This window comes from Enterococcus sp. DIV1067f, from assembly GCF_050543505.1.
Lineage (GTDB): Bacteria > Bacillota > Bacilli > Lactobacillales > Enterococcaceae > Enterococcus_D > Enterococcus_D entomosocium.
Genome location: NZ_CP172940.1, coordinates 3,526,436 through 3,542,253, shown reverse-complemented (window position 1 = coordinate 3,542,253; position 15,818 = coordinate 3,526,436). Strand labels below are relative to the sequence as shown.

Annotated in this window: 10 protein-coding genes; 9 read left to right on the top strand and 1 reads right to left on the bottom strand. The window is 44.8% G+C overall.

Features of this window, described 5'->3' with window-relative positions; all coding sequences use genetic code 11:
* Positions 1 to 195 precede the first annotated feature (195 nt).
* Positions 196 to 1,272: an FAD:protein FMN transferase gene (locus tag IGJ42_RS16380; RefSeq protein ID WP_086332804.1), complete on the top strand. Its 1,077-nt coding sequence runs from the start codon at positions 196 to 198 to the stop codon at positions 1,270 to 1,272.
* A 12-nt stretch (positions 1,273 to 1,284) separates the two neighbouring features.
* Positions 1,285 to 2,238: a 1,4-dihydroxy-2-naphthoate polyprenyltransferase gene (gene menA, locus IGJ42_RS16375; protein ID WP_429946921.1), complete on the top strand. Its 954-nt coding sequence runs from the start codon at positions 1,285 to 1,287 to the stop codon at positions 2,236 to 2,238.
* A gap of 276 nt (positions 2,239 to 2,514) precedes the next feature.
* Here the strand turns inward: menA and IGJ42_RS16370 are convergent, their stop codons facing one another.
* Complete coding sequence (locus tag IGJ42_RS16370; protein WP_008381744.1) at positions 2,515 to 3,477, bottom strand: biotin--[acetyl-CoA-carboxylase] ligase; 963 nt, start codon at positions 3,475 to 3,477, stop codon at positions 2,515 to 2,517.
* A 433-nt stretch (positions 3,478 to 3,910) separates the two neighbouring features.
* Here IGJ42_RS16370 and rpoB point away from each other — a divergent pair, with 433 nt between their 5' ends.
* The 7 genes from rpoB (at position 3,911) to IGJ42_RS16335 (ending at position 15,806) form a co-directional block, all read left to right on the top strand.
* Positions 3,911 to 7,528 (top strand): DNA-directed RNA polymerase subunit beta, encoded by a 3,618-nt coding sequence (gene rpoB / locus IGJ42_RS16365; RefSeq protein ID WP_008381746.1) that lies wholly within the window; start codon positions 3,911 to 3,913, stop codon positions 7,526 to 7,528.
* 87 nt (positions 7,529 to 7,615) lie between these two features.
* The gene (gene rpoC, locus IGJ42_RS16360) at positions 7,616 to 11,266 is read left to right on the top strand and encodes a DNA-directed RNA polymerase subunit beta' (RefSeq protein ID WP_034871965.1); all 3,651 of its coding nucleotides are present in this window, start codon (positions 7,616 to 7,618) and stop codon (positions 11,264 to 11,266) included.
* Between the two features lie 244 nt (positions 11,267 to 11,510).
* On the top strand, positions 11,511 to 12,977 hold the full coding sequence (locus tag IGJ42_RS16355; RefSeq protein WP_086332802.1) for a BglG family transcription antiterminator: 1,467 nt from the start codon (positions 11,511 to 11,513) through the stop codon (positions 12,975 to 12,977).
* A gap of 2 nt (positions 12,978 to 12,979) precedes the next feature.
* The gene (locus IGJ42_RS16350) at positions 12,980 to 13,477 is read left to right on the top strand and encodes a PTS sugar transporter subunit IIA (protein ID WP_086332801.1); all 498 of its coding nucleotides are present in this window, start codon (positions 12,980 to 12,982) and stop codon (positions 13,475 to 13,477) included.
* A gap of 16 nt (positions 13,478 to 13,493) precedes the next feature.
* A complete protein-coding gene (locus tag IGJ42_RS16345) occupies positions 13,494 to 13,808 on the top strand; it encodes a PTS fructose transporter subunit IIB (protein WP_005230357.1) in 315 nt (104 codons plus the stop codon).
* Positions 13,809 to 13,854: 46 nt separating this feature from the next.
* Positions 13,855 to 14,934 carry a PTS fructose transporter subunit IIC gene (locus IGJ42_RS16340; protein ID WP_430615826.1) on the top strand — a complete coding sequence of 360 codons (1,080 nt, stop codon included), beginning with the start codon at positions 13,855 to 13,857 and terminating at the stop codon, positions 14,932 to 14,934.
* Positions 14,935 to 14,951: 17 nt separating this feature from the next.
* Positions 14,952 to 15,806 (top strand): class II fructose-bisphosphate aldolase, encoded by an 855-nt coding sequence (locus IGJ42_RS16335; protein ID WP_101699559.1) that lies wholly within the window; start codon positions 14,952 to 14,954, stop codon positions 15,804 to 15,806.
* The last annotated feature ends 12 nt before the right edge of the window (positions 15,807 to 15,818 follow it).

Sequence of the window (15,818 nt, the reverse complement as noted above, 5' to 3'; positions counted from 1 at the left end):
ATGAGAGGGGAAAAGTTCGTGCAAAAAAAAGCAATCTGGTGAGTACTTTTTTTAAAAAGAAATGGGTTCTTTAATGATGGAAAGCATCGATTAAGGATTCCTAAAATACCTTGAGAAATCACGGAATGCCCCTTTTCATTCTGCCAAAAAAAGGCTATTATATGAAGGTTGAAGACAATAGAAAAGAGGAAAATCATGAAAAAGAAAGTAACGTTTTTTCTGATGTTTGTTTTTTTAGGCACAATGTTGGCAGCTTGTGGCAGTAATCAGGAAGCAACGACGCTGCGGGAAGAACCATATTTTCAAGAAGAATTTTTATTAGGCACTTATACTCGAATCCGCATTTATGATGAAGGCAAAGAGGACGCTATGAAGCCAGCCTTTGACCGCATCAGAGAATTAGGCGATAAAATCACCATCAACCAAGCAGGATCAGAGATCGATGAAATCAATGCGCAAGCTGGCATCAAACCAGTGAAGGTTTCGGATGATATTTATTATTTGCTAAAAGAAGCTTACGATTACAGTGTGAGATCAGATGGCGGCTTTAACATGGCCATCGGTGCCATCACCCAATTATGGCGAATCGGCTTTGATGATGCCCGCAAGCCAGAGCAATCTGAGATCGATGAAGCATTGAAACATATCAATTATGAACAAGTCGAGTTTAACGATGAAGATCAAACCGTTTATTTAAAAGACAAGGACATGATCCTTGACCTTGGGGCGATCGCTAAAGGCTATATCACGGACGAAGTCGTCAAAGTGTTGAAGGACAATGGCGTGACTTCCGCGATCGTCGATTTGGGCGGGAATGTCTATGTATTAGGTCATAGTAACCGCGGCACAGATGAGCCATGGAATGTCGGAATCCAAGACCCGAACAAATCTCGCGGCTCGATTATCGGTAGTATCAAAGAAACCAATAAAACAGTGGTTACTTCAGGGATCTACGAACGCTACTTAGAAGTAGACGGCAAAACGTATCACCATATTTTTGATTCTGAGACTGGCTATCCTTACGATAGCGATGTAGCAAGTGTGACTGTGATCACCGACAAATCCATCGATGGTGACGGGTTGACTACGGTGGCGTTTGATAAAGGGGTCAAAGAAGGCTTGGCTTATATCGAACAGCATACCGAAAAGGGGACCGATGCGATCTTTATCACAAAAGAAGATAAAGTGTACGTTACAGACGGCATCAAAGATACCTTTGAGCTTTCAGAGGAATCAGGCTACACGATGGGTGATCGTGCTGATTTAGAATAGGAGGAGTGAAAGATGTCTCTTTCAGTGTTTTTAGAAGTAGTGGAGATCCGTACCAAAGTGGCCAGTGTCTTCCCCTTCATTATGGGTGTGTTGTTCTCGTTGGTGTATTTTCATGAATTTCATCCTTTGAATACCGCAATCTTTTTTCTGGGGATGCTGCTGTTTGATTTGACGACGACGTCCATCAACAATTATATGGATTTCAAAAAAGCCAAATCAGAAACCTACAAATACCAGCACAATGTGATCGGGCGAGAAAACATCTCAGAAGCTACTGTTCGCAATCTGATTTTTGCGATGTTGGCAGGAACCTTGTTAATTGGTCTTTACTTGTCGTTTGTCACTGGCTGGTTGCTGCTAGTGATGGGGTTGGTCGTTTGCTTTATCGGAGTCTTTTATACCTTTGGCCCCATTCCGTTATCGCGGATGCCTTTAGGGGAGGTGTTCAGCGGCGTAACGATGGGATTAGGGATTTTTGCCATCACGATCTATATCAATACTATTGATCAAAAAGTGTTTTATCTGGCACTGGATTTTGCGAACGGGACCTTTGGCTTAGTGGGGAACCTCTGGGCTGTGTGTGCCATCGTGTTGGCATCTTTGCCATTGATTTTCACGATTGCTGACATCATGTTAGCCAATAACTTGCGGGATCTGGAAGCCGATATCGAAAATCACCGCTACACACTGGTGTACTACATCGGTCGTGAAGCAGGTATCCGTCTGTTTCAAGGAATGATGCTAGCTTCCTACGCCGCTATTTTATTGGGCTTCTTGTTTGGTCTCTTCCAATGGCCGATTTTGCTCGTGTTTCTGACACTACCGAAAATCCACCAAAATTTGAAAGAGCATCAAGCCAGCCTGCCCCACCCACGTAGTTTCGGCTATTCGATTAAGAACATGATTTTATTCAACAGCAGCTATGCCTTAGGCTTGCTTTTCTGTCTGTTGTGGCAATTGCTTTAAAAAAAAGATCGACCCGCTCTTGAAAGAGCAGGTCGATCTTTTTATGTGGGGAATGAAATAGCGCATAAAAACTGTAGAAAAGACATGATAAAAGAACGAGCATGATACTTATTATGAAAAGATGAGGCTCACTTTTTCCGCGAAATTGATCGTAGCAGTAAAGTTTGTTTGGGAGCTGCCTAGGTTGCTTTTTATTTAACCCCTCGGAATAAGCAGGTCTGTTTATGGAGTGTTTGTGTTTACGCTTGCTGTGACTGGTTATCTACGAAAGCAGCATCAATACCGTTCCAAACTGATTTCTCCAGAAGAAAGTACCTTGCGCTCCGTCGCTGTTTCCACCACTAATTCACCGGTGTTGGTAATGTCTTTGGCGATCCCTTCATAGGTCACACCTTGTTGCGTAAATTGAACGGTGCGGCCCAAAACGAAGGATTTCTGCCGATAGCGGGCCATATAATTCATGTCAGGCAGTTGCGCTAACAATTGGAAGAACCGACGCCAAATTTCTTGGATCAACGCGGCCCGAGAAAAGGTTGGATACTCTTCACCAGGAAAGAGTGAGGTCGCTTTTTCCCGAATCTCTGCTGGAAACTGCTGTTGCGGAATTGAAAAACTGATGCCGATACCGATCACAACCGAAGTAATACGGCCTGTCTCAAAGTCACTGGTTGCTTCAGACAAAATACCGCAGATTTTTTTTCCATCTAAGTACAGATCGTTGACCCACTTAATGGCCGTTTCCTTCATTAGAAGGGCATCGATGGCTTCGGCAACTGCTACCGCCGCCAGAACGGTATATTGCGGCAATTCTTGAAACGCTTGGTTTGGTTTTAAAAGCAAGCTCATATAGATCCCTTGTTTTTTCGGTGAGAAAAACGGTCGTTCGAAGCGGCCATGACCGCCTGTTTGCGTTTCGGTCAAAAAAAGGGCGGGGGTTGCCAGTCCACTATCCAAAGCGGCGATCTTGGCTTCTTTCATGGTGGATTCAACAGCTTCCTTGATTTGAATCGTGGGGATCATCGGCAAGGCGGCTGCAAGTGCTGCTTGATCGTAGCGATCATCCGAGACAAAGCGATAGCCGTTGGCCAAGTGCTCGAAATGATAGCCTTCTTTCTCAAGTTCTTTAATGGCTTTCCAGACTGCGGTGCGGGAGATCGACAAAGCTTGGGCCAGTTTCTCTCCAGATAGCACAGTATCTTCTTTTTGTAATAAGGTCAGTATTTTTTCTTTTGTCGTCATAAGGATATCCTTCCTAATGTTTCACGTGTAACGTTTTCGTTAGCATAGCAAGAAATCGGCAAAAAGCAAAGTAGTTTCTTACGAAAAACCGTCCACACCAGCCTTGTTTTTTTCTTTAGAAAATCTTAGGAAATGGGTGCGCCAGAAAAGCATTGGAACTTCCAATGAAAGCTTGACAGAGAAGTGCTTCATCTGTATAATAAGGAGTTGCAAAAACTATCTGAACGAAAAAAGCAGAAACGAAATATTGTCCGTTTCGGCTTAGGAATAAGGAAACAAAAGTAGAAAATGCCCAATGCATCCGTTCTATTTTTGGTTTTTTTTTGCCTAAAAGCCGCAAAAAATGCTTTCTGTAACCTATATTTAATATTTGTTACAGTTTTGTAAATAATCGGATAGCCTTTTTGAAAGACTTTATGAAGAGGTGAAGAGCTTGGCTGGACACGTAGTAAAATACGGAAAGCATCGCGAACGTAGAAGTTTCGCACGGATCAGTGAAGTATTAGAATTACCGAATTTGATTGAAATTCAAACCGACTCTTACCAATGGTTCCTAGATGAGGGCCTAAGAGAAATGTTTGAAGATATTTTGCCAATCGAAGGATTCAACGGTAACTTGTCCCTAGAATTTGTGGATTATGAATTGAAAGAACCAAAGTATACAGTAGAAGAAGCACGTGCCCATGATGCAAACTATTCGGCACCATTACATGTTACTTTGCGTTTGACGAACCGTGAAACTGGGGAAATCAAATCCCAAGAAGTATTCTTTGGTGATTTCCCATTAATGACTGAACAAGGAACCTTTATCATCAACGGGGCAGAACGGGTTATCGTTTCTCAGTTGGTCCGCTCTCCAGGTGTATATTTCCATGGAAAAGTCGATAAAAACGGCAAAGAAGGCTTTGGTTCAACTGTTATCCCTAACCGCGGTGCGTGGTTAGAAATGGAAACTGATGCCAAAGATATCTCTTACGTACGGATTGACCGTACCCGTAAAATTCCTTTGACGGTCTTAGTCCGTGCCCTAGGGTTTGGTTCTGATGACACGATCTTTGAAATTTTCGGCGACAGTGAATCATTGCGCAACACGATCGAAAAAGACTTGCATAAAAACGCAAGCGATTCTCGTACCGAAGAAGGATTGAAAGATGTTTACGAACGTCTTCGTCCAGGCGAGCCAAAAACAGCAGACAGCTCACGCAGCTTGCTGAACGCACGTTTCTTCGATCCAAAACGTTACGACTTAGCAAATGTTGGTCGTTACAAAGTAAACAAAAAATTAGACTTGAAAACACGTCTATTGAACTTGACCTTAGCAGAAACCTTGGTTGACCCTGAAACAGGCGAGATCATTGTTGAAAAAGGCACTGTTTTGACTCACCAAGTCATGGAAACACTAGGCGCATTTATCGATAATGGCCTAAACAGTGTAACGTACTATCCATCAGAAGATGGGGTCGTTACCGAACCAATGACCGTCCAAGTCATCAAAGTCTTTTCACCAAAAGATCCAGAACAAGAAGTCAACGTGATCGGTAATGGCTATCCAGATACTGCCACACGTACCGTTCGTCCAGCAGACATCATTGCTTCAATGAGCTACTTCTTCAACTTGATGGAAGGCATCGGCAATGTCGATGACATCGACCACTTAGGAAACCGTCGGATTCGTTCTGTTGGTGAATTATTGCAAAACCAATTCCGGATCGGGCTTGCTCGGATGGAACGTGTCGTTCGTGAACGGATGTCGATCCAAGACACCGAAACCTTGACACCACAACAATTGATCAATATTCGTCCGGTTGTCGCAAGTATCAAAGAATTCTTTGGTTCTTCTCAGTTGTCACAGTTCATGGACCAAACAAACCCACTGGGTGAGTTGACCCATAAACGTCGTCTATCTGCCTTAGGACCTGGTGGTTTGACCCGTGATCGTGCCGGCTATGAAGTCCGAGACGTTCACTATTCCCACTATGGCCGTATGTGTCCGATCGAAACGCCTGAGGGACCAAACATCGGGTTGATCAACAGCTTGGCCTCTTATGCCAAAGTCAACAAGTATGGCTTCATTGAAACCCCATACCGTCGAGTTGACCGTGAAACAGGCCGTGTTACAGACAAGATCGATTACTTGACTGCCGATACCGAAGACCACTACGTTGTGGCCCAAGCAAACAGCTTGTTAAATGAAGACGGCTCTTTCGTAAACGACGTTGTTATGGCGCGTGCTACTTCTGAAAACTTGGAAGTATCGATCGATAAAGTCGACTACATGGACGTATCACCAAAACAAGTAGTCGCAGTCGCAACCGCATGTATTCCTTTCTTGGAAAACGATGACTCCAACCGTGCCTTGATGGGTGCCAACATGCAGCGGCAAGCTGTACCATTGATCAATCCGAAAGCACCTTGGGTTGGTACTGGTATGGAATACAAATCAGCACATGACTCAGGAGCTGCTTTGTTATGTAAACATGATGGGATCGTAGAATACGTGGATGCAGCCGAAGTGCGCGTTCGTCGTGACAATGGCGCATTAGACGTTTATTCTGTTACCAAATTCCGTCGTTCAAACTCAGGAACCAGCTACAACCAACGTCCATTAGTGGCACTTGGTGAAAAAGTGGAAAAAGGCGACATCTTAGCAGATGGCCCATCTATGGAACAAGGTGAAATGGCATTAGGACAAAACGTCTTAGTCGCATTCATGACTTGGGAAGGGTACAACTATGAAGATGCCATCATCATGAGCCGTCGTTTGGTGAAAGATGATGTTTACACTTCTGTCCATATTGAAGAATATGAATCAGAAGCCCGCGACACAAAATTAGGACCTGAAGAAATCACTCGCGAAATCCCGAACGTAGGGGAAGACGCATTGAAAGATTTAGACGAAATGGGCATTATCCGCATTGGTGCGGAAGTCAAAGATGGCGATCTGCTTGTTGGGAAAGTCACGCCAAAAGGGGTAACGGAACTTTCAGCAGAAGAGCGTTTGTTGCACGCAATCTTTGGTGAAAAAGCCCGCGAAGTGCGTGACACTTCTCTACGCGTGCCTCACGGCGGCGGCGGAATCGTCCACGATGTCAAAATCTTTACCCGCGAAGCTGGCGATGAATTGTCACCAGGTGTGAACATGCTGGTTCGCGTTTATATCGTTCAAAAACGGAAAATCCATGAAGGGGATAAAATGGCCGGACGTCACGGAAACAAAGGGGTCGTTTCTCGCATTATGCCAGAAGAAGACATGCCTTTCTTACCAGATGGCACACCAGTCGATATCATGCTGAACCCATTAGGGGTACCTTCTCGGATGAACATTGGACAAGTATTAGAGTTACATTTAGGAATGGCTGCGCGTCAATTAGGCATTCACGTGGCAACACCAGTCTTTGATGGAGCCAGCGATGAAGATGTTTGGGCAACGGTTGCTGAAGCAGGAATGGCCAGCGATGCCAAAACAGTGCTTTACGACGGACGTACCGGCGAACCATTTGATGGCCGCATCTCCGTTGGTGTCATGTACATGATCAAATTGGCCCACATGGTCGATGATAAATTGCATGCCCGTTCCATTGGACCTTACTCATTGGTTACGCAACAACCATTGGGAGGAAAAGCCCAATTTGGTGGACAACGTTTCGGAGAGATGGAAGTTTGGGCACTGGAAGCATACGGTGCTGCTTACACCTTGCAAGAAATCTTGACCTACAAATCAGATGACGTGGTTGGTCGTGTGAAAACATACGAAGCGATCGTCAAAGGGGAACCAATTCCAAAACCAGGTGTACCAGAATCATTCCGCGTATTAGTAAAAGAATTGCAATCACTGGGTCTAGACATGCGTGTCCTAGATATCGATGATGCAGAGATCGAACTGCGTGATATGGATGATGACGATGATGATTTGATCACCGTTGATGCCTTAACAAAATTTGCGGAGCAACAAACAGCCCGTGAATTAGAACAAAAAGCACAAACAGAAGCTAAAAATGCCGCCGACGCGTTGAACCAACAAATCGAGACAGCAGAAGATCGCTTGCAATAATAGACGGCCCTCGCTATTTCCGCCACTAGCGGAAATAGCCCCCGTTCTATCGGATATGTCCATGAAATGAAATGGAGGGAACCTTTTTTGATCGATGTAAATAAATTCGAAAGTATGCAAATCGGTTTGGCTTCTCCTGAAAAAATCAGAAGCTGGTCTTATGGTGAAGTAAAAAAACCAGAAACCATTAACTACCGTACGTTAAAACCTGAACGCGAAGGGTTGTTTGACGAGCGTATTTTCGGTCCAACCAAAGACTGGGAATGTGCTTGCGGCAAATACAAACGGATCCGCTATAAAGGCATCGTTTGTGACCGTTGCGGCGTGGAAGTAACACGTTCAAAAGTGCGTCGTGAACGCATGGGACACATTGAACTAGCAGCACCAGTATCACACATTTGGTACTTCAAAGGCATTCCTTCACGGATGGGTCTTGTCTTAGACATGAGCCCACGTGCATTAGAAGAAATCATCTACTTTGCTTCATACGTAGTGATTGAACCAGGAAACACCAGCCTTGAGAAAAAACAACTATTGACTGAACGGGAATACCGTGAAAAGCGTGACCAATACGGTCAAGAATTTTCAGCAGCAATGGGTGCCGAAGCCATCAAACAATTATTAGATGGCGTTGATCTTGAAGGCGAAGTTGCTGAATTAAAAGAAGAATTGAAAAACGCGACTGGTCAAAAACGGACCCGTGCGATCCGCCGTTTGGATATCTTAGAAGCATTCCGTGCTTCAGGAAACAAACCAAGCTGGATGGTCATGGACGTTATCCCAGTTATCCCGCCTGATTTGCGTCCAATGGTGCAATTAGAAGGTGGACGTTTTGCCACAAGTGACTTGAACGACTTGTATCGTCGTGTAATCAACCGTAACAACCGTTTGAAACGCTTGTTAGATTTGAATGCACCAAACATCATCGTTCAAAATGAAAAACGGATGCTACAAGAAGCAGTCGATGCCTTGATCGATAACGGTCGTCGCGGCCGTCCAGTTGCAGGGCCAGGGAACCGCCCATTGAAATCTCTTTCTCACATGTTGAAAGGGAAACAAGGTCGTTTCCGTCAAAACTTGCTAGGAAAACGGGTCGACTACTCAGGTCGTTCAGTTATCGTCGTTGGTCCATTCCTTAAAATGTACCAATGTGGTCTGCCAAAAGAAATGGCGATCGAATTGTTCAAACCATTCGTGATGCGGGAACTTGTTTCTCGTGAAATCGCGTCAAACATCAAAAATGCCAAACGCAAAATCGAACGTCAAGAAGACGAAGTTTGGGATGTCTTAGAAGATGTCATCAGAGAACATCCAGTGCTATTGAACCGGGCACCTACGCTTCACAGATTAGGTATCCAAGCATTTGAACCCGTCTTAGTTGAAGGCCGTGCCATTCGTTTGCACCCACTTGTTTGTGAAGCCTACAATGCCGATTTCGATGGAGACCAAATGGCCGTTCACGTACCATTGAACGAAGAAGCGCAAGCAGAAGCACGTATGCTGATGTTAGCAGCCCAAAACATTTTGAATCCAAAAGACGGAAAACCAGTTGTAACACCATCTCAGGATATGGTCCTAGGGAACTACTACTTGACGATGGAAGAAGAAGGCCGTGAAGGGGAAGGCATGATCTTCCGTGACATGGACGAAGCAGTTACGGCATGGCGCAATGGCTACGTGCATTTACACACACGGATCGCCATCAATCCAAACACTTTAGGGGACAAACCATTCACGTCTGAACAAAAACAACGCTTGATGGTAACAACGGTGGGTAAAGTGATCTTTAACTCGATCATGCCACCAGAATTCCCATTCTTGAACGAACCGACAGACTACAACTTGACGGTTCAAACACCAGACAAGTACTTTATTGAAGCTGGTACAGATGTGCCTGCCTTCATCAAAGAACAAGAGCTTGTGGGCCCATTCAAGAAGAAAAACTTAGGAAACATCATTTCAGAAGTCTTCAAACGTTTCCGCATCACTGAAACGTCACGCATGCTTGACCGCATGAAAGACTTAGGATACAGCCACTCAACAATGGCGGGTATCACCGTTGGTATCGCTGATATCATGAACTTGCACGAAAAACATGAAATCATCGACAATGCCCACAAACAAGTTGAAACGATCACGAAACAATTCCGTCGTGGATTGATTACCGATGACGAGCGTTATGAACGAGTTATTGGTGTTTGGAATGCAGCCAAAGATGAAATTCAGTTAAAACTGATGGAATCATTGGAAGCGAAAAACCCAATCTTCATGATGTCTGATTCCGGTGCCCGTGGTAACATCTCCAACTTTACTCAGCTTGCTGGGATGCGTGGATTGATGGCCGCGCCTAACGGACGAATCATGGAGTTGCCGATCATCTCAAACTTCCGTGAAGGTCTATCTGTCTTGGAAATGTTTATCTCGACCCATGGTGCCCGTAAAGGGATGACCGATACCGCCTTGAAAACAGCCGATTCCGGTTACTTGACACGTCGTCTCGTTGACGTTGCCCAAGATGTCATCATCCGTGAAGACGATTGTGGTACTGACCGTGGTTTAGACATTCAAGCAATTCGCGAAGGAAACGAAATCATCGAATCCTTAGAAGAACGTTTGATTGGACGTTACACACGTAAATCAGTGATCCATCCTGAAACTGGCGAAGTCCTTCTAGGGGTCAATGAATTGATCACTGAAGATTTAGCTAAAGCCATCGTGGACGCTGGTATCGAAACAGTATCTATTCGCTCTGTCTTTACATGTAACACCAAACATGGTGTATGTAAACATTGTTATGGTCGCAACTTAGCCACTGGTTCTGAAGTTGAAGTTGGGGAAGCAGTCGGTACCATCGCTGCCCAATCAATCGGTGAACCTGGTACTCAGTTGACCATGCGTACCTTCCATACCGGCGGGGTTGCCGGAGACGATATCACGCAAGGTCTCCCTCGTGTCCAAGAAATCTTTGAAGCCCGTAATCCGAAAGGACAAGCGGTCATTACCGAAGTTACCGGAGAAGTCATCGATATCTCAGAAGACCCTTCAACTCGGACCAAAGAAGTGACCATCAAAGGGGAAACCGATACGCGTACGTATACCGTTCCTTATACTGCCCGGATGAAAGTAGCAGAAGGCGACTTTATCCATCGTGGTGCGCCATTGACGGAAGGTTCGATCGATCCAAAACAACTGTTACAAGTTCGCGATGTCTTGTCTGTTGAAAACTACCTATTACGGGAAGTTCAACGCGTTTACCGGATGCAAGGGGTAGAAATCGGCGACAAACATATCGAAGTAATGGTTCGTCAAATGCTGCGTAAAGTCCGCGTCATGGATCCAGGTGATTCAGGCATCTTGCCAGGAACATTGTTGGATATCGCCGACTTTAAAGACCGCAACTACGACACATTGGTAGCCGGCGGCGTTCCTGCAACTAGCCGTCCAGTCCTACTAGGGATCACGAAAGCATCTTTGGAAACCAACAGCTTCTTGTCTGCTGCGTCCTTCCAAGAAACCACTCGTGTGTTGACCGATGCAGCGATCCGCGGCAAGAAAGATCCACTTCTTGGATTGAAAGAAAATGTTATCATCGGTAAGATCATCCCAGCTGGTACTGGTATGCCTCGTTACCGTGAAATGGAACCAAAAGAAGTAACAGTTGCCAGCGAAAATGTCTACAGCATCTCAGACATCGAAGCACAAATGGCTGCTGAAGACGCATTGAATAGCCAAAACTAATCAATGCCCAGCACCTGATTGACTCAGTGTGACGGAAAAGCTTGTCATTCTTCGGAATGGCAAGCTTTTTTTGTTTAGCAAAAGGAAATATCACGAAAATGAATGCGCCCTTCTTTCATCCTAGAAAAGGGGCATTTGGGACGATTGATGAAAGCGTTATTTTTAAAATGTCCAAATCAGTGGACATCGATTAAGAATTACTAGAGACAAAGAAGGCTATAGTAAAGATACGGAGGGAGACAGTATGAAGCTGAGCAAGAGAGAAACACGTTTGATTGAGCAGTTTATGACACAAGGAATGAATTTGACCGCTAATGAACTAGCCACAGCTGCTAAGGTTTCAACAAAAACCATTTATCGGACGATCAAACGGATCAATGAGGCTGCTGGTTCAGAAATCATTCGGTCTGAAATCGGCAAAGGATTTTGTTTGGATTATGAAGCGTATCTCAAAGGCACGATTGAAAATCAAGAAACGGATCAAAATGATGAGCCGCTTGAGCGGCGTCATGCGATTGCACTGCATTTATTGTTTAAATCACCAAAGCGATTAATGATCAAAGAGCTGTTCGCCCCTTACTATTTGAGTGAAGCAGTGATAATTAGTGATATCAATCGTCTTTCGGAATATTTTCAGTACTTTGAACTCCAGTTGATCCGATCCGATAAGAGAATTGCAGTGATTGGTACCGAAAAAAATATCCGTCGCTGTGTCAATGATCTCTTTACGAAGACCCATGTGTGGAATGAAGAAATGGTTACGCAAAAATATCCCATCAATGCCTTTGATATCAACTTTATTACCTCAATTCTTGAATTTATTGAGCGAAAACTCGCGAACAGTATTGCGTATCCTTACAATATGAATATTTTCTCGCATCTGTATATTCTGATTTTACGAATGAGAGAAGGAGAAATTGACCGCGAAGAATTTATTGAGGGCTTAGATGAGGAAGAACAGCATTTGATTGACCAGCACCAAGAGTTTTATCAAATTGCCCAACAAGTGATTGAAAAAATCAATGCCTATCTCGTGACGGAGCTGCCAGAAAGTGAGGTATTTTATCTCTACCAGTATTTAGTGTCTTCCAGAGTGGAAAACAAACCCTTGGCAATGACCAATCTGACAAAAGAAGCCAGCGAAATCACGGAGTTTTTTACTAAGCAGATGGAAAAAGCACTGGGTATTCAATTGAACCAGCAAACAGACAAGACCGATCTACTTTGCCATATTCAGCCGATGCTCTATCGGCTAAAGAATAAAATTATCGTGAAAAATGGCCTGTTAAGTGACATCCAACTGGAGTACCCAAGGATTTTTGAGCAAGTGGCACAAGTCAGCAAGGAAGTGGAGCAAACCTATGGAACGAATCCCATATCGGAAGACGAGATTGGTTTCTTGGTGCTGTATTTTGTGAAATTTAAAGTCATTCGTCGGCGCAGACAGCGAGTCTTAATTATGTGCAGCAGCGGCGTAGGGACTTCTGAACTGCTGAAAGTCAAAGTCCAACGGGCATTTCCAGAGTTGGATATCGTGGATGTGCTTTCCGCTCGTATGTACCGAAAGCATGCGCAAGACTATCAGGATATCGATCTGATCTTAACCACCATTAATTTGCCAGTAGAAACGAAGGTGCCGACGATTTTAGTCAATTCGGTTTTTACCAAACAGGATGAAAAGCGAGTCAAACAACTATTAGGAGAGATGTAAAGATGAAAAATGAAAGCCAAACGATCCAAGCGTTCAGCATCGCAGATGTAATCAATCCCAATCTTATCAAGATGGAAATGGAAGCGAATTCAAAAGAAGAAGCGATCACTGAACTGTCTGAACTTTTATATGAAAACCAGATAATTACCGATTTAGCAGGGTTCACCCAAGATGTCTTTGCCCGAGAAGCAGAAGGAATGACCGGTATCGGACATGGCTTAGCAATCCCACATGGAAAGTCAGACTGTGTGAAAAAAACCTCTTTAGTGATCGGAAAAACCAAGCGTCCGCTTGAATGGGAGTCAATCGATGAAGCGCCCGTTCAAGTAATTATCTTGTTTGCAGTCAAAAATACCGATGCCAATACGATGCATATCAAGCTGCTGCAAAAGGTAGCGATGCTACTAGCGGATGAATCGTTTATTGATCGTCTCGTTGCGTCAGGGACCAAGGATCAAATGATGGCCTTGCTTGCAAAAGATCCAATGGCAGAAAACTAAGAAAGGGGGAGAAGAGATGAAAATCGTTGGTGTAGCTGCTTGTACTTCAGGAATCGCTCATACGTATATCGCTAAGCAAAAAATCGAAACAGCTGCGAAAGAACTTGGTCATGAAGTCCATATCGAAACCCAAGGAACCATCGGGACGGAAAGTGAATTGACGGAAGCCGCTATTCAAGCAGCCGATGTTGTCATTATTGCGGCAGATATCAAAATCGGCGGCAGAGACCGCTTTGAAGGCAAGCGAATAGTAGAAATTCCAACTAGTATGGTGATCAAAGCGCCTAAGCGTTTGCTTGAAACAATTGAAGAAAAATTAAATCAGGGATGAATCAATAAATGTTCTGACAATTCAAATTTAAAGGGGGATGAAACAAATGATGAAACAGCTGCAGTTGAAAAAACATGCCTTAACCGCCATCTCGTATATGCTGCCGGTCGTTGTAACAGCCGGACTTTTGATCGCTATCGGCAATCTTGCCAACGGCACGGTCATTGAAAATTACGATGCTGCCTATACGATCCCGGATGCACTGGTTTCGTTGGGCGTTTTAGGGATGGGGCTACTGGCGCCAGTGATCGCTGCCGCGATCGCCTATTCCATTGCTGATCGTCCAGGAATCGCTCCGGGTCTTTTTATGGGACTGATTGCCAATGCGATTGGCGCAGGCTTTTTAGGGGGAATGTTAGGAGGCTATCTCGCAGGTTATCTGGTCTTATTCTTAGTAAAAAACCTTAAAGTACCACGTTGGGCACAAGGTCTGATGCCAATGATGATCGTACCGGTCTTGTCGACACTGATCGTCGGTGCTTTGATGTTCTTCGTCATCGGTGTACCGATCGTGTGGGCTACGGAGGCGTTGACTACCTTCTTAACGAATCTGCAAGGCTCGGGAAATTTCTTATGTGGCGCGATTGTCGGTGGCATGGCTGCCTTTGATTTTGGCGGACCCGTCAACAAAGTCGCCTCGCTATTTGCTGATGGTCTATTACTGGAAGGCATTCAAGAACCCGAAGCCGTTAAAATTTTAGCCTCAATGGTGCCTCCCTTTGGTGTTACGATCTCTTGGGGCCTCTCTCGTCTCTTACGCCGGCCCAAATATTCTACGGAAGAAGAAGACAACATCAAGATCGCTTTTCCAATGGGCCTTTGCATGATTACAGAAGGAGTGATCCCGATCGCTGCCGTCGATCCGTTTCGCGTCATTTTTTCTTGTACGGTCGGAGCAGCCGTCGGCGGTGGTCTAAGCATGGTTTGGGGCGTCGGTTCACCAGTGCCATCTGGTGGGGTCTTCATCATTCCTGCCATGACGGATCCACTGAAATTTACCATCGCACTCCTGATTGGTTCTGCCATCACCGGTGTTTTGCTGTTTGCATTGAAAAAGGCGCCCGTGGAAACGCCGATCATGGAAGAGGAAGAAGACATTGACTTTTCGTCGATTGAAATTTCCTAAAAAAAGGAGCGAAGAAAATGTATGTATCAATGAAAGAGATGCTGCAAAAAGCCAATCGAGAAAACTATGCGGTTATGGCCATCAATTGTTTCAACCTGGAAACCGCTAAAGCAGTGATCGATGCCGCTGCAGAATCACATGCACCCATCATCGTGGATTTGCTGCAAGACCATTTAAAGACCCATCTAGATCATCGTTACTTAACCCAGCCGATCATTCGAATGGCGGAAAATGCCAATGTGGAGGTTGCCATCAATCTGGATCATGGACAGGATATCGCCTTCGTCAAACAATGTCTCCATGAAGGGTTCTCAAGCGTCATGATGGATGCCTCTATGCATCCTTTAGAAAAAAACATCGCCATCACCAAAGAGATCGTGCAATTTGCGCAAGCCTATAATGCCAGTGTCGAAGCAGAAGTTGGGGACATGGGAGCAGTGGCTGGGGATCAGTTTACCAGCGATGGGATGTATACCGATCCAGAGGAAGCCATCCATTTTATTCGAGCAACCGGGGTCGACTGCCTCGCCCTTTCTTACGGCTCCAGTCATGGGGATTATCCAGCAGGGTATCGCCCGGCATTTCGCTTTGACATCGTTCAAACAATCAAAGAAGCCACTGACCTACCGCTGGTTTTGCATGGCGGCTCGGGAGCCGGCAGAGAAAATATCTTGCGTTCCGTGGCATTAGGGATCAATAAGATCAATGTAGGGGCTGATTTTATGAAAGCCCAGAGAAATGCCCTGCACCAACAGCTGAATGCTTGTCCGGAAAGCGATTATCCGACCCTGATCCACCAAACCATCGAAGCAGGAAAAACAGTCGTCAAAGAGTATATCGAATTATCTGGATCAAAAAACAAATCACTTTAAAAAAGAATGGAG

Bases quoted from the DNA above. Each gene is read 5' to 3' on its own strand.
- IGJ42_RS16340 (WP_430615826.1), top strand. From the start codon at position 13,855: ATGATGAAACAGCTGCAGTTGAAAAAACATGCCTTAACCGCCATCTCG.
- IGJ42_RS16380 (WP_086332804.1), top strand. From the start codon at position 196: ATGAAAAAGAAAGTAACGTTTTTTCTGATGTTTGTTTTTTTAGGCACA.
- IGJ42_RS16335 (WP_101699559.1), top strand. From the start codon at position 14,952: ATGTATGTATCAATGAAAGAGATGCTGCAAAAAGCCAATCGAGAAAAC.
- menA (WP_429946921.1), top strand. From the start codon at position 1,285: ATGTCTCTTTCAGTGTTTTTAGAAGTAGTGGAGATCCGTACCAAAGTG.
- IGJ42_RS16370 (WP_008381744.1), bottom strand. From the start codon at position 3,477: ATGACGACAAAAGAAAAAATACTGACCTTATTACAAAAAGAAGATACT.
- IGJ42_RS16355 (WP_086332802.1), top strand. From the start codon at position 11,511: ATGAAGCTGAGCAAGAGAGAAACACGTTTGATTGAGCAGTTTATGACA.
- IGJ42_RS16345 (WP_005230357.1), top strand. From the start codon at position 13,494: ATGAAAATCGTTGGTGTAGCTGCTTGTACTTCAGGAATCGCTCATACG.
- IGJ42_RS16350 (WP_086332801.1), top strand. From the start codon at position 12,980: ATGAAAAATGAAAGCCAAACGATCCAAGCGTTCAGCATCGCAGATGTA.